The organism is Pseudoxanthomonas sp. GW2 (assembly GCF_000283075.1).
Taxonomy (GTDB): domain Bacteria; phylum Pseudomonadota; class Gammaproteobacteria; order Xanthomonadales; family Xanthomonadaceae; genus Pseudoxanthomonas.
Genome location: NZ_ALIP01000042.1, coordinates 1 through 20,663 on the forward strand (window position 1 = coordinate 1; position 20,663 = coordinate 20,663).

The window sequence follows — 20,663 nt, forward strand, 5'->3', positions numbered from 1 at the left end:
GGCCGCGTCGCCCCGGCCGGCCCAGGCACGCGCGCGCAAGGCGCAGCCGGCCGGCGGCGCGCAGGTGGTCTCGATCAAGGACTGGGTCAACCGCAACCTCGCCACCGGCAAGGCGGGAGGTAGCCGCGGAGGCCGTGGCGGATGAGCGGGCAGGGTGGTCCCTTCCGGTTCGACCCGCTGGCGCTGGCGCAGGAAGCCATGCAGTTCCAGCGCCGGCTGGCCCAAGGCCTGCAGGTGCTGGCACGGGTGGGCGAAGTGGACTACGGGGCCACCCGGCGCGAGGAGGTCTGGCGCGACGGCAAGACCGTGCTCTACCGCTTCGTCGGCGAGCGCGAGCCCAGCGGGCCGGCGCTGCTGATCGTCTACGCCCTGGTCAACCGCCCGTACATGGTCGACCTGCAGGCCGACCGCTCGCTGGTGCGCGGGCTGCTGGAGCTGGGCCTGGACGTGTACGTGCTGGACTGGGGCTACCCGGACCGCTCCGACCGCTACCTCACCCTCGACGACTACATCAACCGCTTCATCGACGGTGCGGTGGACCACCTGGTCGAAGCCATCGGCGGCCCGGTCAACCTGTTGGGCGTGTGCCAGGGTGGCGCGTTCTCGCTGTGCTACGCGGCGCTGCACCCGGAGAAGGTGCGCAACCTGGTCACCATGGTCACCCCGGTGGATTTCCAGACCCCGGACAACATGCTCTCCGGCTGGGTGCGCGGGCTGGACGTGGACCTGTTCGTGGACGCGCTGGGCAACATCCCCGCCGACCTGATGAACGCCAGCTACCTGATGCTCAAGCCGTTCCGCCTGAACCTGCAGAAGTACGTGGGCCTGGTGGACGCGCTGGAGGATCCGAAGGCGGTCGAGGACTTCCTGCGCATGGAGAAGTGGATCTTCGACTCGCCCGACCAGGCCGGCGAGGCCTTCCGCGAGTTCATCAAGCAGTTCTACCAGGGCAATGCCTTCATCAACCGCAACGCGCGCATCGGCGGGCAGCCGGTGGACCTGGGCTTCGTCGACATGCCGGTGCTGAACATCTACGCCGAGCAGGACCACCTGGTGCCGCCCTCGGCCTCGCGCGCGCTGGGCGGCCTGGTCGGCACCGACGACTACACCGAGCTGGGCTTCCGCGGCGGGCACATCGGCCTGTACGTCTCCAGCCGTGCCCAGCGCGAGGTGCCGGCGGCGATCCAGCGCTGGCTGGCGGCGCGGCAGGGCTGAGTCCCGCCGCCCGGCGCCGCCCGGCCAGACTTCGCGCCATCCCCGGAAGCCGACCATGAGCGCCACCGGCCATCCCGACCTCACCAAGCACTTCCCGCGGGCCGCGCGCCGTGCCCCCGGACGGGCACGGGCCAGCGCCTGCCTGCTGGCCCTGGCCCTGGTGCCAGCCGCGCTGGCCAATGCCGGCAGCGATGCCGAAATCCGCGCCCTGATCGCGGCGCTGGGCGACTCCGGCTGCCGCTTCCAGCGCAACGGCCGCTGGCACGAGGCCGCTGCCGCGCGCGAGCACCTGCAGCGCAAGTACGAGCATGCCCGCCGCCGCGGCCTGGAGGGTACGGCCGAGGAGTTCATCGAGCGTGCCGGCAGCCGTAGCAGCCTGACCGGACGCCCGTACCGGGTGGCCTGCCCGGGCGAGCCTGAACGCCCGGCAGGCGAGTGGCTGCGGCAGCGCCTGCAACGACTGCGCGGCGACGCGGGGCAGCGCTAGACTCCGGCCAGATACCATCGGAGTCGGCCATGAGTGCAACGTCCACGAGCGGCCTGGCCCGCTCACTCAACGACCGCATGATCGCCGGCGTGCTGGGCGGCATTGCCCGCCGTTTCGGCTGGAGTTCGACCTGGCTGCGGATCATCTACGTGGTCGGTTCGGTCGTATCCGCCGCCTTCCCGGGCGTGCTGGTCTACCTGATCCTGTGGCTGCTGATCCCGAACGAGTCCGATTGAGCCGCGCCGCCCGCGTCCTGCGTGGGCTTGCCCTGGTGCTGGGCGTGGTGTGGGCCTCGCCCTGGACGCTGCTGGGACTGCTGGCGGGGCTGGCGGGGCTGCCGCTGGGCGCGCGCCTCCGCCTTGCCCGACGCGAACGGGCGCTGCTGTTTGCCGGCTACCCCTGGGGACCGGGCGGGGCGATGACCCTGGGCAACGTCATCCTGTCCACCGGACCCGACCTCGACGCCAGCTGCGCCACCTACGAGCACCGCGCCGGCCGCTGCCGCCAGCGGCAGGTGCGCCTTGGCGACCACGAACGCGCCCACGTCTACCAGTACATGCTGCTGGGGCCGCTGTTCGTGCCGGTCTATTTCCTCTGCGGCGGGATTTCGGTGCGCAACCCGCTGGAGCGCGCCGCCGACCACTACGCCCTGCATGGCCATGGCTGGTGGCCGTGGCGCCGCTAAACGCCGGCTGACTGTCCCCTGCCTGCAACCACCGTGTCCCCGGGTGGAAACACGGTCTGGCTACGTTGGTTGCACGTGTTCCTAACGCCCAGGTGTCCACACTCCCCGGCCTGGTCGGACAAGAACAAGAAGAAGAGGAAAGGCCATGTCGTCGATAGTGCTTTACGTGGGCGGAAGCAAGGACGGGAAGCGGGGCTTCGTGCCCAACGGCTTCACCAAGTCCATGCTGGAGACCGCCGAACATGGACGCGAGATCTACGTCGAGCGGATGGTGCGCCTGGCCCGCTACGGGACGGTGCGGATCATGGCGCTGGAGAGCCTGTGCGAAGACCTGGTCGCACGGCTGGCCGGAAGGCATTTCGAGGCGGCCGCCCAGGCGGCCTGACCTCGGCCAGGGGGGGCGGCGGCCCCGCGAAGGCCGCCGCCCCCGGCGGCAGGGAAACCGGAGGGCCCGCGCAAGCGGGCCCTTTTCGTTGGGGGCAGGGTCCTGACGGCACGGCCGGGCCGGGTTCCGGCCTGGCGTGGCGCAAGGTGGGGCGGGGGCTGCGCGGCGGTGGTGCCGGTCGGGAGTGGGCCGCGACATGGTTCGCGCGCGGAAACGAGGACGCCCCGGCCGTCGGACCGGGGCGTCGCGTATCTGGTGCCGAAGGTGGGACTCGAACCCACACGGTTTTAAGGCCGGCGGATTTTGAGTCCGCTGCGTCTACCATTCCGCCACTTCGGCGCGGGCGCGCAGTATAGCGGACCGCGGGGCGGCTAAGCGGCCGGATCGGTACACAGCCGGCGTTCCTCGCGCCGGGTCCAGCCTGCCGGGCCGCTGGCCCCGTCCTCCGGCACGAATACGTGGCAGCGCAGCAGCGGGTGCTGGTAGACGTGCAGCGACACGGCCACCGCGTCGGCCTGCGGATTGCGGATGGCGTGGTATTCGTGCGGCGGGATCAGGCTACCGGCCGAGCCGGGCGCGGCCTCGATGTCGTCCACCGCCTCGAAGCGCCAGCGCTCGCCGTCGCGTTCGGCCGGTTCGTAGCGGGTGATGGCCAGCCGCCCGTGCCACACGCCCTCCACGCACCAGGCGCCGTCGTGGTCGTGGATATGGGTGCCCTGGCCGGGCCCCCAGGTCATCGCCACCACGCTGTAGCCCAGGTCCGGGCTGGTGTAGAGCTCGCGCCGGGCGTAGTGGTCGCAGATCGGCTGCAGCACCTGCGGCGGCAGGCCGACCTCGCGGGCGGCGAACAGCGCGACCAGGGTGCGGCGCAGGGCCGCGGTCACCGCCTGGCATTCGCCCAGCGCCACGGCCGCGTCCAGCGCGGCCACCATCTTGTGCTTGCCCGGGAAATCCACGCCCATCGCCTGCCGGAACGTACGCGGCGGCAGGGTAGCGGCGCGGACGTTAGAAGTATGTTTCGAAGGAAACGATCATAGCCGATCGAGGAAGCCGCGGACCGCCGGGCCGAAGCGCCCGAAATCCACCAGGAAGGCATCGTGGCCCTGCGGCGAGTCCATGCCCAGGAACTGTGCATCGGCGCCGCCGCGGGCCAGGCCCTCGGCCACTTCCTGCTGCTGCTGCACCGGGAACAGGATGTCGGTGCTGGCGCCGATCGCCAGCGCGCGCTCGATGCGGACCGTGGCCAGCCCGGCCAGCACGTCGCCGTTGCCGTACTCGGCCACGTCGAACCAGTCCATCGAGCGGCTCAGGTACAGGTAGCAATTGGGGTCGTAGCGGCGCACGAAGCGCCGGGCATGGCCTTCCAGGTAGCTTTCGACCTGGAATTCCAGGCCGAACGGGTCTTCCTCGCCATTGCCGTTGGCGAACGGCGAGCTCTGGTCCAGGCGCACGCGGCCGAAGCGGCCGTCCCATTCCAGCGCCGAGCGGTAGGTGATCACGCCCAGCTTGCGGGCGATGCGCATGCCCGACTCGGGCCAGGTGTCGTGGTCGTAGTTGCCGCCGTTCCAGTTCGGGTCCAGGCGGATGGCCTCGCGCTGCAGCGAGCGCACGGCGATGGAGAAGGGCAGGGCGCGCGCGCTGCCGGAGATGTTGATGTGGCTGCGGGCGATGCCCGGGTGGCGCAGCAGCAGCCCGAGCGCGGTCATGCCGCCCATCGAATTGCCGATCACGCAGGCCAGCTGGCCGATGCCCAGGCCGCGCACCACCGCGGCCGCGGCATCGGCCACGTCCTCGATCGACAGCTCCGGGAACGCCAGCCGGTAGGGCTGGCCGGTGGCCGGATCCAGCGAGGCCGGGCCGGTGGAGCCCTTGCAGCTGCCCAGCGCGTTGACGCAGATGACGAACCAGCGCCCGGTATCGATCGGCTTGCCGGGGCCGAGCATGGCTTCCCACCAGCCCGGCGCGGGATCGTGCGGGCCGGAGGCGGCATGCGCGTCCGGCGACAGGCCGGTGAGGATCAGCACCGCGTTGTCGCGGCCGGGCGCCAGGGTGCCCCAGGTTTCGTAGGCCACGCGTGCGCCGTGCAGCACGCCGCCGCGCTTCATCGGGAAGGGCGAGGGCAGCGCATGGAAGCGGCTGCCGGGCGGGATGAACTCGTATGCGGACGCCGATGCCATAGGCGGCGCAGTGTAACGGCATCGCCCGCGCGCCGCTGGCGCCGGTGACGGCTGAAACGATCCGCGCGGCCGCGCGGCGCTCAGGGTGCCGGCGCGCCGATGACCAGTTCGACCGCCTCGCCGGCCGGCAGGCGTACCCGCACCGGGGCCGATTCCACGTCGCCCTCGCCGCGGCTGGCGCTGCCGGCGGCGGAAATCCGCGCCAGCACCTCGACTTCCTGCAGCGCCGACAGCTTCTGCGTCGGCATCGGGCTGTCGCGGTCGTCCAGCACCACCTCCAGCGGCAGGTCGCGCACGCGGTGGCGCTCCACCGCCACCGGCATCGGCGGGCCGCCGGGCACGCGCGCCAGCACGAACACCACCGCCTCGCCGTCCGGCTGCGCGCGTGCGGCGTATTCCGGATCCAGCGCCACCTTCACGGTCAGGCCGGTGCCGGGCGCCGGCGCGGCCGGCGCATCCAGCGGCGGCAGGCCGGCATCGGCGCGCGCCGCGTCGATCTGCAGCCGCAGGCTGCGCGCGGTGGCCTCGTCCACGCCCGGCAGCAGCGCTTCCCAGGTGCGCGCGGCCGCGGCGGCCTGGCCGGCCTGGCGCTGGGCTACGCCGATGAACCAGCCGGCGCGGGCATGCCCGGGCACCAGCTGGCGCGCGCGCTGCAGCCAGGCCACGGCCTGTTCGTCGAACAGGCGTTGCGGATGGGCCAGGGCGCGGGCCTCGGCGGCGTCGACCAGCAGGTCGGGTTCGTCGGGCGCGTAGTCCAGGGCGCGGGCATAGGCGTCGCGCGCGGCGGCGGCATTGCCCAGGGCGGCCTGGGAGCGGCCCAGCAGCACCCAGCCCTCGGGCTGGGCCGGATTGCGTTCCAGTTCGGCGGCCAGCTGCGCCACCGCGTCCTCCAGGCTTTGCGGCGCGTCCGCCGCGGCCACCGGCGCGCGCAGCGCCGCCGGCGTGCCTACCGCCAGGTACAGCCCGCCGGTGCCGGCGCACAGGGCCAGCGCGCCGACCGCGACCGCCAGCGGCCGGCCCAGCGGCCGCAGTACCCACAGCGCCACGGCCAGGACCACGGCCACGGCCAGCAGGGCGAACAGCAGCACGGAGGTGTTCACCATTCCTGCTCCGGGGGATCGTCGTCTTCGCGCGCGGGCGCGGCCTGGGCACGGCGGCGCACGATGCTCCACACCACCGCCGCGCCACCCAGCAGCACCAGGCCGGGACCGAACCACAGCAGCCAGGTATGGCGGTCCACCCTGGGCCGGTACAGCACGAACTCGCCGTAGCGTTCGACCAGGTGCTGCTTGATCTGGGCGTCGCTGCGGCCCTGGCGCATCAGCGCCAGCACCTCGCGGCGCATGTCCTGGGCGATCTGCGCGTTGGAGTCGGCCAGCGACTGGTTCTGGCACATCACGCAGCGCAACTCGGAGGTCAGGGCGTGGAAGCGGGTTTCCTCGGCGGCGTCGCGGAAGCCCGGTGGTGCCTGGTCGCCGGCGGCCTGGGCGAAGGCGGCCGGCGCTTGCGCCAGGGCCAGCGCCGCGGCCAGCAGCAGGCACGGCGCGCGGGCGGCCATGGCGCTCACCGGCCGCGCTCCACCTGCTCCAGCGCCGGCAGCAGGCGTTCGGCCACGACCTGCTCGGTCAGCGGGCCGGTGTGCTTCCAGCGCACCACGCCGGCGCCGTCGACCAGGAAGGTCTCCGGCGCGCCGGCCACGCCCCAGTCCAGCACGTAGCGGCCCTCGTAGTCGGCCAGCACCACGAAGAACGGGTTGCCGAACTGTTCCAGCCAGCGCAGCGCGTCCTCCGGCTCGTCCTTCCAGTTGTAGCCGACCACGCGCACGCGGCGGGTCTCGGCGAAGCGGGTCAGCACCGGGTGCTCCTCGCGGCAGGCCACGCACCAGCTGCCCCAGACGTTGAGCACGTAGGGCGCGCCGCGCAGCTCGGCCGAGCCCATCTGCACCGACGGGTCGTGCAGCACCGGCAGCACGAATTCCGGCGCCGGCTTGCCGATCAGGGCCGAGGGCAGCACGTCGCGGTCGGCGTCGCCGGAGCGCATCACCCCGTGCAGCATCAGTCCCAGCAGGCCAAGGAAGAACAGGGCGCCGATCACCACGGCGACCACCGGCAGGCCCTGCGGTTTGTGCGGAGTGTTCATGCGGTCTTCTCCTTGGTGGCGCGGCGGAAGCGGCGGTCGCCGGCGGCCACCAGGCCGCCGAGCGCCATCAGCGCCGCACCGCCCCAGATCCAGCGTACGAACGGCTTGACGTGCACGCGCACCGCCCAGGCGCCGTCGCCGAGCGACTCGCCCAGGGCGACGTAGACGTCGGCGGCCAGCCCGGGGCGGATGCCGGCCTCGGTCATCACCTGGCCGCCGCTGGCATAGGCGCGCTTCTCCGGGTGCAGCAGCGCCAGCGGGCGGCCATCGCGCAGCACCTGCACGTGGCCGCGGTCGGCCAGGTAATTGGGGCCGCGCAGCTGGTCCACGCCCTCGAAGCGGAAGGCATAGCGGCCGAGCTCCAGGGCCTGGCCCGGCTTCAGCGCCACTTCGCGCTGCACGTTCTGCGCCTCGACCAGCAGGGCCCCTACCACGAACACGGCCAGGCCCAGATGGGCCAGGACCATGCCCCACATCTCGGCGGTCAGGCGGCCGCTGTTGCGCAGCCGCGCCCAGACGAAGCGCAGCGTGCCCAGCCCGACCCAGGCCGTGCCGGTGACGCCGGCCGCGGTCTTCCAGCTGCCCTGCGGCGCGGCGAAGTACGCCACCGCGCCGGCGACCAGGGCCAGGCCCAGCCACGGCAGCAGCAGCGCCGCGACCTTGGAGGCCTGGTCGCGCTGCCAGCGCACCAGCGGGCCCAGCGGCACCAGCGCCAGCAGCGGCGCCATCAGCACGAAGAACAGCAGGCCGAAGTAAGGCGGGCCGACCGAGATCTTGCCCAGCTCCAGCGCATCGGCCAGCAGCGGGTACAGCGTGCCCAGCAGGATCATCGCGCAGGCGCTGGCCAGCAGCAGGTTGTTCAGCAGCAGCAGGGTCTCGCGCGAGGCCGGGCGGAAGCCGGCGCCAGGGTCCAGGCGCCCGGCGCGCAGCGCGTACAGCAGCAGCGAGCCGCCGATCACCAGGCCCAGGAACACCAGGATGAACAGGCCGCGGGACGGATCGGCGGCGAAGGCATGGACGCTGGTCAGCACGCCCGAGCGCACCAGGAAGGTGCCCATCAGCGACAGCGAGAACGCGGCGATGGCCAGCAGCAGGGTCCAGCCGGGGAAGCTGCCGCGCTTCTCGGTCACCGCCTGCGAGTGGATCAGCGCGGCGCCCACCAGCCAGGGCATGAACGCGGCGTTCTCGACCGGGTCCCAGAACCACCAGCCCCCCCAGCCCAGCTCGTAGTACGCCCACCAGCTGCCCAGGGCGATGCCCACGGTCAGGAACGCCCAGGCGACGTTGGTCCACGGCCGCACCCAGCGCAGCCAGCGCGCATCGATGTGGCCATCGAGCAGGGCGGCGATGGCGAAGGCAAACGGCACCGAGAACCCGGCCCAGCCGACGTACTGCATCGGCGGGTGGATGATCATCCCGGGGTCCTGCAGCAGCGGGTTGAGGTCGCGGCCCTCGGCCGCCGCCGGCAGCAGGCGCTCGAACGGGTTGGAGGTGAAGATCAGGAAGGCGAGGAAGCCGCAGGCGACGATGCCCAGCACCCCCAGCACCCGCGCCACCACCGCCTGCGGCAGGGCGCGGGAGAAGGCCGCCACCAGCGCGTTCCAAACGCACAGCACCAGCACCCACAGCAGCAGCGAGCCCTCGTGCGAGCCCCACACCGCCGTGTAGCGGTAGACCATGGGCAGCAGCGAGTTGGAATTGGTGGCCACGTAGCGGACCGAGAAGTCCTGCGACACGAAGGCCCAGGTCAGCAGGGCGAAGGCGCCGCCGACCAGGGCCAGCATCGCGTAGCTGGCCGGGCGGGCCACGGCCATCAGCCGCGGTTCGCCGCGGTGGGCGCCGGCCAGCGGCAGCAGCGCCTGCAGCGCGGCCACCAGCAGCGCCAGGGCCATCAGCACCTGGCCCAGTTCAGGCAGCATGGCTGCCTCCTGCGGCATGACAGGAAGCTTGCGTTCCCCGGGCGGACGTCCCGACGCGGGCCAGGGCCATCACTGCTGTTCGGTCCCGGGTGCCGGCACCTGCACCTCGTGCTTCTGGTGCGCCACGCCCATCTTGTCGGCCACTTCCTTGGGCATGTAGGTCTCGTCGTGCTTGGCCAGCACGTTCTCGGCCACGAACACGCCGTCTTCCATGCGCCCGGTGGCCACCACCGCCTGGCCCTCGCGGAACAGGTCGGGAAGGATGCCGGTATAGCGCACCGGCAGCTGCGCATCGCCGTCGGTGACGCGGAAGCTGGCTTCCATGGAGCCGGCGGCGCGCTGGAACGAGCCCTTCTCGACCATGCCGCCGAGCCGGAAGCGGGCGCGTTCGCCGGCCTCGCCCCGCAGCACTTCGGCCGGGGTGTACAGGTAGGCGACATTGCGCTGGAGGGCCATGGCGACCAGGGCGGTGACCAGGCCGGAGGCCAGCACCACGACCAGCACCAGCAGCAGCCGGCGGCGGCGTTGCGGATTCATCGGGTCAACTCCACGTCCGCCGGGCGGGCGGACGACTTGCGGTCGCGGCGCGCGCGCAGGCGCGCGGCGCGCAGCTGGCGCCGGACCTGCAGCCGCGGCGCGAGGAAATCCCACAGGAACACGGCGGCGAACACGGCGTACGCGCCGACCACGTAGGGCAGGTAGCTCATGCGTCGCCTCCGGCCAGCTTGCGCACCCAGTCCTTGCCGGCCTCGCGCCGCAGGTTGTCGGCGCGGGCGCGCGCCAGCAGCGAGCCGGCGAACCAGAACTTGGTGCCGGCCACCATCCACCACAGCGGCGCCATCATGCTCGGATCCATGCTGGACTGGCCGAACACGCGGATGGTCTGGCCCTGGTGCAGCGAATCCCACCACTCCACCGAGTAGCGGATGATCGGCAGCAGGGCGACGCCGACGATGGCCAGCAGTCCGGCGGCGCGGGCCGAGGCACGGCGGTCGTCGCCGGCGTGGTACAGGCCGATCACGCCCAGGTACAGGAACAGCAGGATCAGCTCGGTGGTCAGGCGCGGATCCCAGTCCCACCAGGTACCCCACATCGGCTTGCCCCAGATCGAGCCGGTGGCCAGGGTGATCACGGTGAAGCCGGCGCCGATCGGCGCGCAGGCCATGGCCAGCACCTCGCACAGCTTGATCCGCCAGACCAGGCCGATGGCCGCATAGAGGGCCATCAGCGCGAACACGAACAGGCTCATCCAGGCCGAGGGCACGTGGATGTAGAGGATCCGGGCGCTGTCGCCCTGCTGGTAGTCGGCCGGCACCTGGAACAGGGCCAGCCACGCGCCCACGCCCAGGGTCAGCAGCGCCGCGGCCCAGCACCACGGCGCCCAGCGCGCCGCGAAGCGGTCGAAGTACGGCGGTGAGCCGAGGAGGTGGAACCAGCGGATCACCGGGTTCATGGGATGGATCACGTCGCTCGCGTTTGGCGCCGGCGGGCCTGGGCCTGCCGGACGGGCTGTTCAGGGCATTTTTCCAGACTGGCCCCCGAAGGGCCAAGCCGGACGCATGGACAAAATGTCCACCCCGGGCGCATCCGGTGCTGCGGGGCGGTTCGGCACGCAGGCCATGGTGCGGCCCGTGCGGCCATTCTGCCTTGATCGGGCGCAATGCGCCGGGTTTCAGCCCTGGGCGATGCGGATCGCCGCGGCCGCGGCCAGCGGCGCCAGCACCGCCGAGGCCACCAGCCCGGCCGCCATCAGCAGCAGCGCGCCGCTGGCGTCCAGGCCCTGCGCGGTCGCGGCCACGCTGCCGGCGCCGAACACCAGCACCGGCACGTACAGCGGCAGCGCCAGCAGGGCCACGAGGATGCCTGAGCGCTTCAGGCCCACGGTCAGGGCCGCGACCACCGCGCCCAGCAGGCTCAGGATCGGGGTGCCCAGCAGCAGGGTCAGCATCAGGATCGGCAGCTGCGCGCGCGGCAGGTACAGGAACTCGCCCAGCACCGGCACGACCAGCAGCAGCGGCACGGTGGTGGTCAGCCAGTGGCCGAAGGTGCGCACCGCCACCAGCCAGGGCAGCGGCACCGGGGCCAGCAGCCACTGCTCCAGCGAGCCGTCCTCGGCGTCGCCGCGGAACAGGCTGTCCAGCGACAGCAGGCCGGCCAGCAGCACCGCCACCCAGACCGCATAGGGGGCGACGTGGTCGCGCAGGACCTCGCGCCCGCCGCCCATGGCCAGGGCGAACATCACCACCACCAGCAGGGCGAACAGGGCCGGCTGCAGGGCATCGCCGCGGCGTCGCCAGACCAGTCGCAGGTCGCGCAGCAGCAGGGCGCGGGCGGACTGGCGCAGGCCGGGCGCGGCGCTCATGCCTCGGCTCCCAGCATCAGCATGCGGGTACGCACCGGCGGCGCGGCGTAGGCGCCGTGGGTGGTGAGCAGGGTGGCGCCGCCGTCGCGCAGGTGCGCCGAGACCATGCGGTTGACCAAGTTGATGCCTTCCAGGTCGAGGTTGGCGTAGGGCTCGTCCAGCAGCCACAGCGGCGCCGGCGACAGCCACAGCCGGGCCAGGGTCACGCGCTTCTTCTGCCCGGCCGACAGCTGCCGGGCCGGGGCGTCCTCGTAGCCGGCCATGCCCGTGATCTCCAGCGCCGCCTCGATCTGCTGGCCCTCGCGGCGGCCGTGCAGGCCGCACAGGAAGCGCAGGTTCTCCAGCACCGTCAGTTCGCCCTTCAGCGCCGGGAGGTGGCCCAGGTAGGCCACGGCGCGGGCGCGCAGCTCGGGCGAGGCGGGCTTGCCCTGGACCAGGACCTGGCCGGCGTCTGCGCGGAGCAGCCCGGCCAGCACCCGCAGCAGGGTGGTCTTGCCCACGCCGTTGCCGCCTTGCACCAGCAGCGCCTCGCCGGCATCGACGGCGAAATCCAGCGGGCCGAACACCGGCTCCTCGTTGCGGGCGAACGCCAGGCCATGGGCGGCCAGCAGCGGGGCGTGGGCGGTATCGGTCATCGCCGCGCATTGTAGCCGCGGGCGCTGGCGTGGCACTTGCCCGCACGCATTGCGTGGAGATGGCGCGTCCGGTAGCAAGCCGCCGGTCCTCTACCCACGGAGGAAGGCCAGGGGGTGGGGGCGGGATGCCGGGGTGTGGGCTGCGCCGGGGGACCGGCCCTCTCCTCCGATTCCTCGTAGTGGGAGGGAGGGCGCCTACGGGGCTGGGACGACCCACTTCACGCAGCCCGTGTCGATGCCCTCCAGTCCTTCCGCCGGCGGCGCGAGGTACATCCGCAGCCTGACTGCCTCGCCAGCCCGCCAGTGCAGCACGCCCGCCTGGCCGAAGCGGCGGGCGAGGGCATCGGTGTCGGCGGTGGACAGGTCGGCGACCAGCCACCCCGGCTCCGGCCAGTTGCCTTCGGCGTCGCTGGCGAGGGTGGGCAGGCGGCGCAGGCCGAGGGCATCCAGCTCCGCCTGCAGGGCGGCGTCGGCCTGGCGGTTGTCCGCCTCGGGGCGCGGCCGCGAGCCGGGGTTCCAGGCAGTGATCACGGTCCAGCAGGTGGCCGGCAGGGCCGCGGCCAGCGCCGGCGGGGCGCGGTGTCCGGGCCGGAGCAGGCAGCTTCCGCCCGGGGCCAGGACCTCGTAGCGGGCGTCCAGGTAAGCCGCCAGCAGTTCCCCCGGGGCAGGCGGCGTGGCGGGAATGTGCTTATGCGCCATGGCCCATCATCCCCCGGCGGCCGCATTGCGTACACTCGCCCCTCCACGCGACTCCCCCGACGCCGAGATGCCAGTACAGATCCCGCCGACCAAGCTGCCCCGGGTGGGCACCACCATCTTCACCGTGATGTCGCAGCTGGCGGCCGAGCACGGGGCGGTCAACCTGGGCCAGGGTTTCCCGGACTTCCCGGTGCCGCAGCGGCTGGTGGACGAGCTGGACCGGGCCATGCGCGAGGGCCACAACCAGTACGCGCCGATGACCGGCGCGCCGGTGTTGCGCCAGGCGATCGCCGCCAAGGTACTGCGCTGCTACGGCGCGCAGGTTGATCCGGACGGCGAGATCACCGTCACCAGCGGCGCCACCGAAGCCATCTTCAATGCCATCCACGCGGTGGTGCGTCCGGGCGAGGAAGTAATCGTGCTCGACCCGGCCTACGACTGCTACGAGCCGGCAATCGAGCTGGCCGGTGCGCGCGCCGTGCACGTGCCGCTGGATCCGGCCACCTTTGCCGTGGACTGGGACCGGGTGCGCGCCGCGGTCACTCCGCGCACGCGCCTGCTGATGATCAACAGCCCGCACAACCCGTCCGGCGCGATGTTCAGCGCCGACGACATGCGCGAGCTGGCCGCGCTGCTGGACGGCACCGGCATCCTGCTGGTGTCCGACGAGGTCTACGAGCACATCGTGTTCGACGGCCGCCGCCACGAGTCCGTGCTGCGCTGGCCGCAGCTGCGCGAGCGCGCCTTCGTGGTGTCCAGTTTCGGCAAGACCTACCACTGCACCGGCTGGAAGGTGGGCTATGCCATCGCCCCGCCGGCGCTGAGCGCCGAGTTCCGCAAGGTCCACCAGTACAACGTGTTCTGCACCTTCGCCCCGGCCCAGCACGCGTTCGCGGCGATGATCCGCGACGAACCGGAGCACGACGAGCAGCTGGGCGCCTTCTACCAGGCCAAGCGCGACCGCTTCCGCGAGCAGCTGCTGGGCACCCGGCTCAAGCCGCTGCCGGTGCCGGGCGGCTACTTCCAGCTGGTGGACTATTCGGAGGTCAGCGACCTGCCGGACCACGAGTTCGTGAAGTGGCTGACCATCGAGAAGGGCGTGGCCGCGATCCCGCTGTCCCCGTTCTACGAGAACCCGCCCCCGGGCCAGCGCCTGGCCCGCCTGTGCTTTGCCAAGAACGAGGCAACGCTGGACGCGGCAATCGAGCGCCTCCAGGCACTGTGATTGGGGATTGGTGATTCGTGATTCGAAGGAGCGGAACCACATGATCGCTATCTGTCCGACACCCCCAGCAAGTCGCCCTTTCGCCAATCACTAATCACCAATTACGAATCACGAGCCCAGCAATGCAGGATTTGCGCATCTCCCTCGTCCAGGGCGACACCCGCTGGCACGATCCGGCGGCCAACCGCGAGTACTACGGGGCGCTGGTGGCGCCGCTGGCCGGGGCCACCGACCTGGTGGTGCTGCCGGAGACCTTCACCAGCGGCTTCTCCAACGAGGCGATCGACCGCGCCGAGGGCATGGACGGACCGACCGTGGCCTGGATCCGGGAGCAGGCGGCCAGGCTGGGGGCGGCGGTCACCGGCAGCGTGCAGCTGCGCACGGAGGAGGGCGTGTTCAACCGCCTGCTGTGGGCCACGCCCGACGGCGCGCTGGCGCACTACGACAAGCGCCACCTGTTCCGCTACGCCGGCGAGCACAGGCGCTATGCGCCGGGGCGGCAGCGCCTGACCGTGGAGTGGAAGGGCTGGCGGATCAATCCGCAGGTCTGCTACGACCTGCGCTTCCCGGTGTTCTGCCGCAACCGCTACGGGGTGGAGCGGCCGGACGGGATGGATTTCGACCTGCAGGTGTTCGTCGCCAACTGGCCCGCGCCGCGCGCGCATGCCTGGAAGACCCTGGCGCGGGCGCGGGCGATCGAGAACCTGTGCTACGTGGCCGCGGTCAACCGCGTCGGCCGCGACGGCAACGGCCTGGAGTACAGCGGCGACAGCGCGGTGATCGACTTCCTCGGCCAGGACCAGGTCGAGGCCCATGGCCGCGAGCAGGTGCTGACCACCACGCTTTCGGCCGCGGCCCTGGCCGCGCACCGCGAGCACTTCCCGGCCATGCTCGACGCCGACCCGTTCGAACTGCGCGACCCGGCCCGCTGAACCGCGGCCGACGGACGGCGGCCGCGGTGCACGGCACGGCGACGGAAGCCTGCTATATGCTCCGGCGCACGATCCTTCCGGAGGCTGCCATGATCCGACGTCCGCGTTCCGCTTCCCGTTTCCTGGCCACCGCCCTGGCGCTTGGCCTCGGCGTGCTGGCACTGCCCCAGGCACAGGCCGGCGAGGTGGACTGCAAGCTGCGCTTCAACCTGGAAGGCTGGTCGGTGTTCTACAAGACCGCCACCGGCACCGGCGTCATTACCTGCGACAACGGCGCCAGCCGCGCGGTGAGGATCACCGCCAAGGGCGGCGGCCTGACCTTCGGCAAGTCGAAGATCGAGAACGGCGTGGGCGAGTTCTCCGGCGTCAACAGCATCGCCGAGACCCTGGGCACCTATGCCGCGGCCGAGGTGCACGCCGGCGCGGCGAAGTCCAGCAAGGCCCAGGTCATGACCAAGGGCGATGTTTCCCTGGCGCTGGCCGGCACCGGCAAGGGCTGGGACCTGGGTGTCGCGTTTGGCAAGTTTGTGATCGAGTGATTCGGGATTCGGGATTCGGGATTCGGGATTCGGGATTCGGGATTCGGTGAGCCCGGGTCCGGAGGGCCGCGGGGCTGGCGGAGTGGTCGCGATCGCTCTTCTGATGCGCTCGTGATGCGCAGGCGATAACCGGGCAGGAACCGGTTCCGCATCGGCCGCGAGCGGAGTTTCCAGGCCCCGGAAACGGACCTGCCCGCGCTGGGCGGGCAGGTGGGTGCGGCTCCGTGGAGCCGCGATCGGACCAGCGGTGCTTAGCCCTGGCGCGGGCCGCGGCCGCCACGGCCGCCGCCGCCCGGACGGCCGCCGCCACCGGGGCGCTTGGCGCGGTTGCCGGCGTTGCCGCGTGGGCCGCGGTCCTGGCCCGGGGTGGCGTGGTCGGAGGGGAAGTGCACGGCGTTGCCCGGATGGCCATAGGGACGCGCCGCCTTGCGCGCGCCCTGGCCGGCGCCCGGCTTGCCGGAGCGCTTGCCGCCCGGGCCGGCGTTGCGGTGGCCGCTGGGGCCGGTGGCCACGCCCTCGGGCACGTACCAGGTGCGGAATGCGGCCGGGTTGCCGTCCGGCAGCGGCTTCAGCGCGCCCTTCTGCTTGCGCTGCTTGAACGGCTTCTGCGACTGCTTGGCCGCCATCTCGCCGCTGACGGTGAGGCCGCCGTGCGGCTTCTTGCCGCCGCGGCCGCCGCGACGGTCCTCGCGCACGTGGTCGAAGCGGCGCAGTTCGCGGCCCTCGTCGGCGGTGTTGTGGCCGTTGACGTAGGCCTGCCCGCCCTGGCGCACGTGCAGCGCGGTCTTGGCCGCGCGGCGCTGGCCAATCACCGGCTGCAGGGTCAGGGTGGAGGGCGCGTTGGCGTCCAGGCCCAGCTCGCGGCGCAGGGCGTCGACCTGCTCCTGCGGCAGTTCCTGCGACTGCCCGCGCAGCAGCTCGCGCGGCAGGCTGATGTTGCCGTAGCGCACGCGCTTGAGGCGGCTGACCTGGCAGCCCTGCGATTCCCACAGGCGGCGCACTTCGCGGTTGCGGCCTTCCTTGACCACGACCTTGAACCAGTCGTGCGAGTCGGTGCCGCCGATGCGCTCGATCTGGTCGAACTTGGCCGGGCCGTCCTCCAAGGCCACGCCGCGGGCGAGGCGGTCGACCACGTTGTCCGGCACGCGCTCCTGGCCTTCCGGTGCGCGCACGCGCACCACGTACTCGCGCTCGACCTCGTGCGAGGGATGCATCATCGCGTTGGCGATCTCGCCGTCGGTGGTCAGCAGCAGCAGGCCGGTGGTGTTGATGTCCAGGCGGCCGATCGCGATCCAGCGCGCGCCCTTGAGCCGCGGCAGCGACTCGAAGATGGTCGGGCGGCCCTCGGGATCCTCGCGGGTGGTCACTTCGCCTTCGGGCTTGTTGTAGACCAGCACGCGCGCCGGCTCGGTCAGGGCCGAGGCCACGAAGGCCTTGCCGTCGAGTTCGACGCGGTCGCCGCTGCGGATGCTCTGGCCGACCTGCGCGACCTCGCCGTTGACCTTCACCAGGCCGTCGGCGATGCGCTGCTCCAGCGCGCGGCGCGAGCCGAGGCCGGCCTGGGCCAGCACCTTGTGCAGGCGCTCCTCGATCTTCGCGGCCGGGGCGGCGTCCTCGCTGCGCTTGAGCGAGAGCTTGCCGAGGGTCTTGCGTGGGGTTGTTTCAGTCATGGGTATTGCTCCGGCCTTCGGTATCGTCCGGGGCCTGGGTTGCGGGACCGGCGGCCGTATCGGCGGCCTCCGGCGAGTGGGGGGTGTCCTGGGCGGCAGCATCGGCCGCGCCTGCATCGGTTGCCGCCTGGGCGTTGGCGCCGGCCTGGCCCTCGGCGGGGTTCGCGTCCGCGTCCTGCGGCTGCGCCCCGGCGTCGTTGGCGGAGACGCCGGCCGCGGCCGGGGCTGCGTCCGGATCCAGCGGCAGTTCCGGTTCCAGCTCGCCGATGTCCTTCAGTTCGGACAATGGCGGCAGTTCGTCCAGCCGCTTGAGGCCGAAGTAGTCCAGGAACTGCTTGGTGGTGCCGTACAGGGCCGGGCGGCCCGGCACGTCGCGGTGGCCGACCACGCGGATCCACTCCCGTTCCTCCAGCGCCTGGATGATGTTGCTGCTCACCGCCACGCCGCGCACCTGCTCGATCTCGCCGCGGGTGATCGGCTGGCGGTAGGCGATCAGCGCCAGGGTCTCCAGGGTGGCGCGGGTGTAGCGGGTCTTGCGCTCGGTCCACAGGCGGGCCACCCAGGGGTGGACCTCGGCCTTGACCTGGAAGCGGAAGCCGGAGGCAACCTCCACCAGCTCCACGCCGCGGTCGGCGCAGGCCTCGCGTAGCTGTTCCAGCGCCGTTTCCACGGCCCCCGGCGGGATCGGTTCGTCCTCCGGGAACAGGCCGCGCAGCTGCGCCAGCGGCAGGGGCTGGTTGGCCGCCAGCAGGGCAGCCTCGACGATGCGGTTGATCAGCGCCTGGTCCATGAATCTCGCAGGATCGGTTGAAGGGTGGGGCGGGCTTACTCTTCCGCCGCGGCGGAGGAGTCGTCGCCTTCGTCGAACTCGCTGTGGAATTCGAGCGGTGCGTTGGTGTTGCCGACCGCCAGCGACTTGACGTAGATCGGCGCCAGCGGTGCGTCCTGGACGATGTCCAGCAACTGCTCCTTGGCCAGCTCGAGCATGGCCAGGAAGGTCACCAGCACGCCCAGGCGGCCTTCCTCGGGGGTGAACAGCGATTCGAAGCGGTGGAAGCGGCCGTCGTCCAGCCGCTGCAGCACCTCGCCCATGCGCTGGCGGACGCTCAGCGCCTCGCGCCGGATGGCGTGGCCGCTGAACAGCTCGGCCCGGCGCAGCACGTCGTGCAGGGCCAGCAGCATCTCGCGCAGGTCCACCGGCGGCGGCAGGCGGATGGCCTGGCGGTCCGGCACGTGGGCCTGCACCGGCAGGGTGTCGCGTTCCATGCGCGGCAGCGCGTCCAGGTCCTCGGCCGCCTGCTTGAAGCGCTCGTACTCCTGCAGGCGGCGCACCAGCTCGGCGCGCGGGTCGGCTTCCTCGCCGTCCTCGTTCACCGGCCGCGGCAGCAGCATCCGTGACTTCACCTCGGCCAGGATCGCGGCCATCACCAGGTACTCGGCGGCCAGCTCGAAGCGCAGGTCCTGCATCACGTTGATGTAGTCCACGTACTGCCGGGTGATCTCGGCGACCGGGATGTCCAGGATGTCCAGGTTCTGGCGGCGGATCAGGTACAGCAGCAGGTCAAGCGGGCCCTCGAACGCGTCGAGGATGACTTCCAGCGCATCCGGCGGGATGTACAGGTCCTGCGGGATCTGCAGCAGCGGCTGCCCGTGCACGATCGCCAGCGGCATTTCCTGCTGCTGCGGTGCGGACGGCTGCTGCGGCGTTTGCAGGGTCGCGTCTTGCGCGGGTTCGGAACTCATCTGCTCGGAAAGCCATGCCCGGGTAGGGGCGCACGCAGCGCCCCGGGGCGGGAACGCGGTGCCACCTGCGGATGGCGGACGTCGCCGTGGGGACGGGACGGGCGCCTGTAAGCACATCAATACAGGCCCAGGTCGCGCGGGGCGGCGGCCGGGTGCCGGGGAGGTCGTCTGCGTGGCGGTTCGCGGTCAGCGGATCGGTCGTCGGTCGGCCGGGTGTGGAGCGGGATACCGCGCCCGGATTCCCCTGTACGGGCTGGCAGCCCTTGCAGTCTGGAGCCGACGGGCCGCTGCTTCACGGCCGCATGTGGTGCCAAGGGTAAGCGCTGCCCGGCGGCGTGTCCAGCACCGCGGTGCATGGCCGGACAGGCGGCAGATACAATCCGGGCCAACGCGTGCGGGAGCCAGCCATGTGGTACGTGATCGAGGGACATGACGCCGAGGGCGCGCTGCCGCGCCGGCGCCAGGCGCGACCGGCGCACCTGGCGCGGCTGCAGGCCCTGCGCGAGGCCGGGCGCCTGCTGGTGGCCGGGCCTTGCCCGGCGATCGATGCCGAGGACCCGGGCCCGGCCGGCTTCAGCGGCAGCGTGGTGATCGCGCAGTTCGACTCGCTGCAGCAGGCGCGTGCCTGGGCCGGGGCCGATCCCTACGTCGAGGCCGGGGTCTACGCGCGCGTCGAGGTGCGGCCGTTCCTGCCGGTCCTGCGCTGAGGAACGCGCCGCGGAACCTTGACGCCGCCTTGGCGTCCCGCATGGAAACGTTTACATTCGCGTCACGTTTCCGCGCAGGAGCCGTCCGATGGTACGCCCGGTCGTCACGATCCGCGATGTCGCCCGCGAGGCCGGGGTCTCGGTGGCCACCGTCTCGCGCGCGCTCAACGGCCACGCCAACGTGGCCGAGCCGGTGCGCAAGCAGGTCGAGGCGGTGGCGCAGCGCCTGCGCTACAGCCCGCACGGCGCCGCGCGCAGCCTCAGCAGCCGCAGCACCCAGACCATCGGCGTGGTGCTGCCGGACCTGCATGGCGAGTTCTTCTCCGAGCTGATCCGCGGCATCGGCGCCGGCGCGCGCGCGCGCCGCAAGCACATGCTGCTGTCCAGCTACCACGGCGACCCCGAGCAGCAGGCCGCGGCGTTGCGCGCGATGCGCGGGCGGGTCGACGGCCTGCTGGTGATGTCGCCGTTCGCCGACCAGCCCGGGTTCCTCGAGGAGAACCTGCCGCCATTGCCCGCGGTGCTGGTCAACACCCACCAGGCCGAGCCGGCCTGGCCGGCGTTCGAGGTGGACAACCACGCCGGGGCGATGGCGATGACCGCGCACCTGCTCGCGCTGGGCCACCGTCGCATCGCCTTCATCGCCGGCCCGGAGCACAACTACGACGCGCAGGAACGCCTGCGTGGCTTCCGCGAGGCCATCGCCGCGCATCCGGGCGCGAGCGGATGCGAGTACCCGGGCGATTTCGACGAGGCTTCGGGGCACCGCGCGGGGCAGGCGATCCTCGCCGCGGGCGAGCGTCCGCAGGCGGTGTTCGCGGCCAACGACATGATGGCGCTGGGCTGCCTTTACGCATTCGCGCAGGCCGGCGTACGGGTGCCGCAGGACATCGCGCTCGCAGGCTTCGACGACATCCCGCTGGCGCGTTTCGTTCACCCGTCCTTGACCACGATGCGAGTGAGTATCGCGCAACTCGGAGGACGCGCAGTGGAGCGCCTGCTCGACCAGATCGAAGCCGGCGCGGACGTGGCCGGACCCGCATCGGGCGAGGTGGCGGACCGGCACGTGCTGGCACCGGAACTGGTGGTGCGCGCATCCAGCGGGGGCCCGGAGCATCCCGCGTCCGGCACCGGTCCGGGCTAG

24 protein-coding genes, 1 tRNA gene and 1 pseudogene are annotated in these 20,663 nt (G+C 72.2%); 10 read left to right on the top strand and 16 right to left on the bottom strand.

Translation table 11 applies throughout. From position 1 onward, the window contains the following. The first annotated feature begins 141 nt into the window (after positions 1-141). The 5 genes from B351_RS0103480 (at position 142) to B351_RS0103500 (ending at position 2,772) form a co-directional block, all read left to right on the top strand. Positions 142-1,215, top strand: coding sequence for a class III poly(R)-hydroxyalkanoic acid synthase subunit PhaC (locus B351_RS0103480; RefSeq protein ID WP_019397665.1), 1,074 nt, complete (start codon positions 142-144; stop codon positions 1,213-1,215). Positions 1,216-1,270: 55 nt separating this feature from the next. Next, a complete protein-coding gene (locus B351_RS0103485; RefSeq protein WP_019397666.1) occupies positions 1,271-1,702 on the top strand; it encodes a DUF5329 domain-containing protein in 432 nt (143 codons plus the stop codon). 29 nt (positions 1,703-1,731) lie between these two features. Further along, a complete protein-coding gene (locus B351_RS0103490; protein ID WP_037034920.1) occupies positions 1,732-1,938 on the top strand; it encodes a PspC domain-containing protein in 207 nt (68 codons plus the stop codon). A gap of 17 nt (positions 1,939-1,955) precedes the next feature. Further along, positions 1,956-2,387: a hypothetical protein gene (locus B351_RS16155; protein ID WP_125076941.1), complete on the top strand. Its 432-nt coding sequence runs from the start codon at positions 1,956-1,958 to the stop codon at positions 2,385-2,387. Between the two features lie 145 nt (positions 2,388-2,532). After that, positions 2,533-2,772 carry a hypothetical protein gene (locus B351_RS0103500; protein ID WP_037034918.1) on the top strand — a complete coding sequence of 80 codons (240 nt, stop codon included), beginning with the start codon at positions 2,533-2,535 and terminating at the stop codon, positions 2,770-2,772. 253 nt (positions 2,773-3,025) lie between these two features. Here B351_RS0103500 and B351_RS0103505 read toward each other — a convergent pair. The 13 genes from B351_RS0103505 to B351_RS0103565 form a co-directional block, all read right to left on the bottom strand. Next, positions 3,026-3,111: transfer RNA gene (locus B351_RS0103505), tRNA-Leu, on the bottom strand. A 32-nt stretch (positions 3,112-3,143) separates the two neighbouring features. Next, entirely contained in the window at positions 3,144-3,734 is a 591-nt protein-coding gene (locus B351_RS0103510; protein WP_019397670.1) for a cysteine dioxygenase family protein, read from the bottom strand. Positions 3,735-3,803: 69 nt separating this feature from the next. Further along, positions 3,804-4,949 (bottom strand): homoserine O-acetyltransferase, encoded by a 1,146-nt coding sequence (locus B351_RS0103515; RefSeq protein WP_019397671.1) that lies wholly within the window; start codon positions 4,947-4,949, stop codon positions 3,804-3,806. Between the two features lie 80 nt (positions 4,950-5,029). Beyond that, on the bottom strand, positions 5,030-6,052 hold the full coding sequence (locus B351_RS0103520; RefSeq protein ID WP_019397672.1) for a hypothetical protein: 1,023 nt from the start codon (positions 6,050-6,052) through the stop codon (positions 5,030-5,032). Then, the gene (locus B351_RS0103525) at positions 6,046-6,507 is read right to left on the bottom strand and encodes a cytochrome c-type biogenesis protein (RefSeq protein WP_083852385.1); all 462 of its coding nucleotides are present in this window, start codon (positions 6,505-6,507) and stop codon (positions 6,046-6,048) included. Before B351_RS0103525 ends, B351_RS0103520 begins: the two co-directional genes overlap by 7 nt. A gap of 5 nt (positions 6,508-6,512) precedes the next feature. Next, positions 6,513-7,088, bottom strand: coding sequence for a DsbE family thiol:disulfide interchange protein (locus B351_RS0103530; RefSeq protein ID WP_019397674.1), 576 nt, complete (start codon positions 7,086-7,088; stop codon positions 6,513-6,515). After that, a complete protein-coding gene (locus tag B351_RS0103535; RefSeq protein WP_026010312.1) occupies positions 7,085-9,007 on the bottom strand; it encodes a heme lyase CcmF/NrfE family subunit in 1,923 nt (640 codons plus the stop codon). Before B351_RS0103535 ends, B351_RS0103530 begins: the two co-directional genes overlap by 4 nt. Positions 9,008-9,076: 69 nt before the next feature. Next, positions 9,077-9,544 (bottom strand): cytochrome c maturation protein CcmE, encoded by a 468-nt coding sequence (ccmE, locus tag B351_RS0103540; RefSeq protein WP_019397676.1) that lies wholly within the window; start codon positions 9,542-9,544, stop codon positions 9,077-9,079. Continuing rightward, positions 9,541-9,714, bottom strand: a complete 174-nt coding sequence (ccmD, locus tag B351_RS0103545) for a heme exporter protein CcmD (RefSeq protein WP_019397677.1) — start codon at positions 9,712-9,714, stop codon at positions 9,541-9,543. Before ccmD ends, ccmE begins: the two co-directional genes overlap by 4 nt. Then, entirely contained in the window at positions 9,711-10,460 is a 750-nt protein-coding gene (locus B351_RS0103550; RefSeq protein ID WP_019397678.1) for a heme ABC transporter permease, read from the bottom strand. The genes ccmD and B351_RS0103550 overlap by 4 nt, the downstream gene beginning before the upstream one ends. Before the next feature lie 219 nt (positions 10,461-10,679). Continuing rightward, entirely contained in the window at positions 10,680-11,369 is a 690-nt protein-coding gene (gene ccmB, locus B351_RS0103555) for a heme exporter protein CcmB (protein ID WP_019397679.1), read from the bottom strand. Next, positions 11,366-12,004, bottom strand: a complete 639-nt coding sequence (gene ccmA, locus B351_RS0103560; protein WP_019397680.1) for a heme ABC exporter ATP-binding protein CcmA — start codon at positions 12,002-12,004, stop codon at positions 11,366-11,368. The genes ccmB and ccmA overlap by 4 nt, the downstream gene beginning before the upstream one ends. A gap of 195 nt (positions 12,005-12,199) precedes the next feature. Then, entirely contained in the window at positions 12,200-12,703 is a 504-nt protein-coding gene (locus tag B351_RS0103565) for a DUF3293 domain-containing protein (RefSeq protein ID WP_019397681.1), read from the bottom strand. 67 nt (positions 12,704-12,770) lie between these two features. Between B351_RS0103565 and B351_RS0103570 the strand changes: the two genes are divergently transcribed. The 3 genes from B351_RS0103570 to B351_RS0103580 all read left to right on the top strand — a co-directional run bounded on the left by B351_RS0103570 (position 12,771) and on the right by B351_RS0103580 (position 15,399). Beyond that, positions 12,771-13,928, top strand: coding sequence for a pyridoxal phosphate-dependent aminotransferase (locus tag B351_RS0103570; RefSeq protein ID WP_026010313.1), 1,158 nt, complete (start codon positions 12,771-12,773; stop codon positions 13,926-13,928). A gap of 122 nt (positions 13,929-14,050) precedes the next feature. Next, complete coding sequence (locus B351_RS0103575; RefSeq protein WP_019397683.1) at positions 14,051-14,860, top strand: amidohydrolase; 810 nt, start codon at positions 14,051-14,053, stop codon at positions 14,858-14,860. 89 nt (positions 14,861-14,949) lie between these two features. Then, positions 14,950-15,399 (top strand): hypothetical protein, encoded by a 450-nt coding sequence (locus B351_RS0103580; protein ID WP_019397684.1) that lies wholly within the window; start codon positions 14,950-14,952, stop codon positions 15,397-15,399. A 251-nt stretch (positions 15,400-15,650) separates the two neighbouring features. On the opposite strand, the gene rluB is transcribed toward B351_RS0103580, so the two are convergent. From rluB to B351_RS0103595, 3 genes and pseudogenes are all read right to left on the bottom strand, one after another. Beyond that, the gene (rluB, locus tag B351_RS0103585; RefSeq protein ID WP_019397685.1) at positions 15,651-17,069 is read right to left on the bottom strand and encodes a 23S rRNA pseudouridine(2605) synthase RluB; all 1,419 of its coding nucleotides are present in this window, start codon (positions 17,067-17,069) and stop codon (positions 15,651-15,653) included. Between the two features lie 16 nt (positions 17,070-17,085). Next, a pseudogene (scpB, locus tag B351_RS0103590) lies at positions 17,086-17,859 on the bottom strand (SMC-Scp complex subunit ScpB); the annotation flags it as partial. 35 nt (positions 17,860-17,894) lie between these two features. Further along, the gene (locus B351_RS0103595; RefSeq protein ID WP_019397687.1) at positions 17,895-18,812 is read right to left on the bottom strand and encodes a ScpA family protein; all 918 of its coding nucleotides are present in this window, start codon (positions 18,810-18,812) and stop codon (positions 17,895-17,897) included. Between the two features lie 407 nt (positions 18,813-19,219). Here B351_RS0103595 and B351_RS0103600 point away from each other — a divergent pair, with 407 nt between their 5' ends. After that, positions 19,220-19,519 carry a YciI family protein gene (locus B351_RS0103600; protein WP_019397688.1) on the top strand — a complete coding sequence of 100 codons (300 nt, stop codon included), beginning with the start codon at positions 19,220-19,222 and terminating at the stop codon, positions 19,517-19,519. 88 nt (positions 19,520-19,607) lie between these two features. Beyond that, entirely contained in the window at positions 19,608-20,663 is a 1,056-nt protein-coding gene (locus B351_RS0103605; RefSeq protein ID WP_019397689.1) for a LacI family DNA-binding transcriptional regulator, read from the top strand.

Bases quoted from the DNA above. Each gene is read 5' to 3' on its own strand.
- B351_RS0103525 (WP_083852385.1), bottom strand. From the start codon at position 6,507: ATGGCCGCCCGCGCGCCGTGCCTGCTGCTGGCCGCGGCGCTGGCCCTG.
- ccmD (WP_019397677.1), bottom strand. From the start codon at position 9,714: ATGAGCTACCTGCCCTACGTGGTCGGCGCGTACGCCGTGTTCGCCGCC.
- B351_RS0103580 (WP_019397684.1), top strand. From the start codon at position 14,950: ATGATCCGACGTCCGCGTTCCGCTTCCCGTTTCCTGGCCACCGCCCTG.
- B351_RS0103480 (WP_019397665.1), top strand. From the start codon at position 142: ATGAGCGGGCAGGGTGGTCCCTTCCGGTTCGACCCGCTGGCGCTGGCG.
- B351_RS0103510 (WP_019397670.1), bottom strand. From the start codon at position 3,734: ATGGGCGTGGATTTCCCGGGCAAGCACAAGATGGTGGCCGCGCTGGAC.
- rluB (WP_019397685.1), bottom strand. From the start codon at position 17,069: ATGACTGAAACAACCCCACGCAAGACCCTCGGCAAGCTCTCGCTCAAG.
- B351_RS0103530 (WP_019397674.1), bottom strand. From the start codon at position 7,088: ATGAACACTCCGCACAAACCGCAGGGCCTGCCGGTGGTCGCCGTGGTG.
- B351_RS0103570 (WP_026010313.1), top strand. From the start codon at position 12,771: ATGCCAGTACAGATCCCGCCGACCAAGCTGCCCCGGGTGGGCACCACC.
- B351_RS0103575 (WP_019397683.1), top strand. From the start codon at position 14,051: ATGCAGGATTTGCGCATCTCCCTCGTCCAGGGCGACACCCGCTGGCAC.
- B351_RS0103485 (WP_019397666.1), top strand. From the start codon at position 1,271: ATGAGCGCCACCGGCCATCCCGACCTCACCAAGCACTTCCCGCGGGCC.
- B351_RS0103595 (WP_019397687.1), bottom strand. From the start codon at position 18,812: ATGAGTTCCGAACCCGCGCAAGACGCGACCCTGCAAACGCCGCAGCAG.
- B351_RS0103490 (WP_037034920.1), top strand. From the start codon at position 1,732: ATGAGTGCAACGTCCACGAGCGGCCTGGCCCGCTCACTCAACGACCGC.
- B351_RS0103520 (WP_019397672.1), bottom strand. From the start codon at position 6,052: ATGGTGAACACCTCCGTGCTGCTGTTCGCCCTGCTGGCCGTGGCCGTG.
- ccmA (WP_019397680.1), bottom strand. From the start codon at position 12,004: ATGACCGATACCGCCCACGCCCCGCTGCTGGCCGCCCATGGCCTGGCG.
- B351_RS0103535 (WP_026010312.1), bottom strand. From the start codon at position 9,007: ATGCTGCCTGAACTGGGCCAGGTGCTGATGGCCCTGGCGCTGCTGGTG.
- ccmE (WP_019397676.1), bottom strand. From the start codon at position 9,544: ATGAATCCGCAACGCCGCCGCCGGCTGCTGCTGGTGCTGGTCGTGGTG.
- B351_RS0103550 (WP_019397678.1), bottom strand. From the start codon at position 10,460: ATGAACCCGGTGATCCGCTGGTTCCACCTCCTCGGCTCACCGCCGTAC.
- ccmB (WP_019397679.1), bottom strand. From the start codon at position 11,369: ATGAGCGCCGCGCCCGGCCTGCGCCAGTCCGCCCGCGCCCTGCTGCTG.
- B351_RS0103605 (WP_019397689.1), top strand. From the start codon at position 19,608: ATGGTACGCCCGGTCGTCACGATCCGCGATGTCGCCCGCGAGGCCGGG.
- B351_RS0103515 (WP_019397671.1), bottom strand. From the start codon at position 4,949: ATGGCATCGGCGTCCGCATACGAGTTCATCCCGCCCGGCAGCCGCTTC.
- B351_RS0103565 (WP_019397681.1), bottom strand. From the start codon at position 12,703: ATGGCGCATAAGCACATTCCCGCCACGCCGCCTGCCCCGGGGGAACTG.
- B351_RS0103500 (WP_037034918.1), top strand. From the start codon at position 2,533: ATGTCGTCGATAGTGCTTTACGTGGGCGGAAGCAAGGACGGGAAGCGG.
- B351_RS0103600 (WP_019397688.1), top strand. From the start codon at position 19,220: ATGTGGTACGTGATCGAGGGACATGACGCCGAGGGCGCGCTGCCGCGC.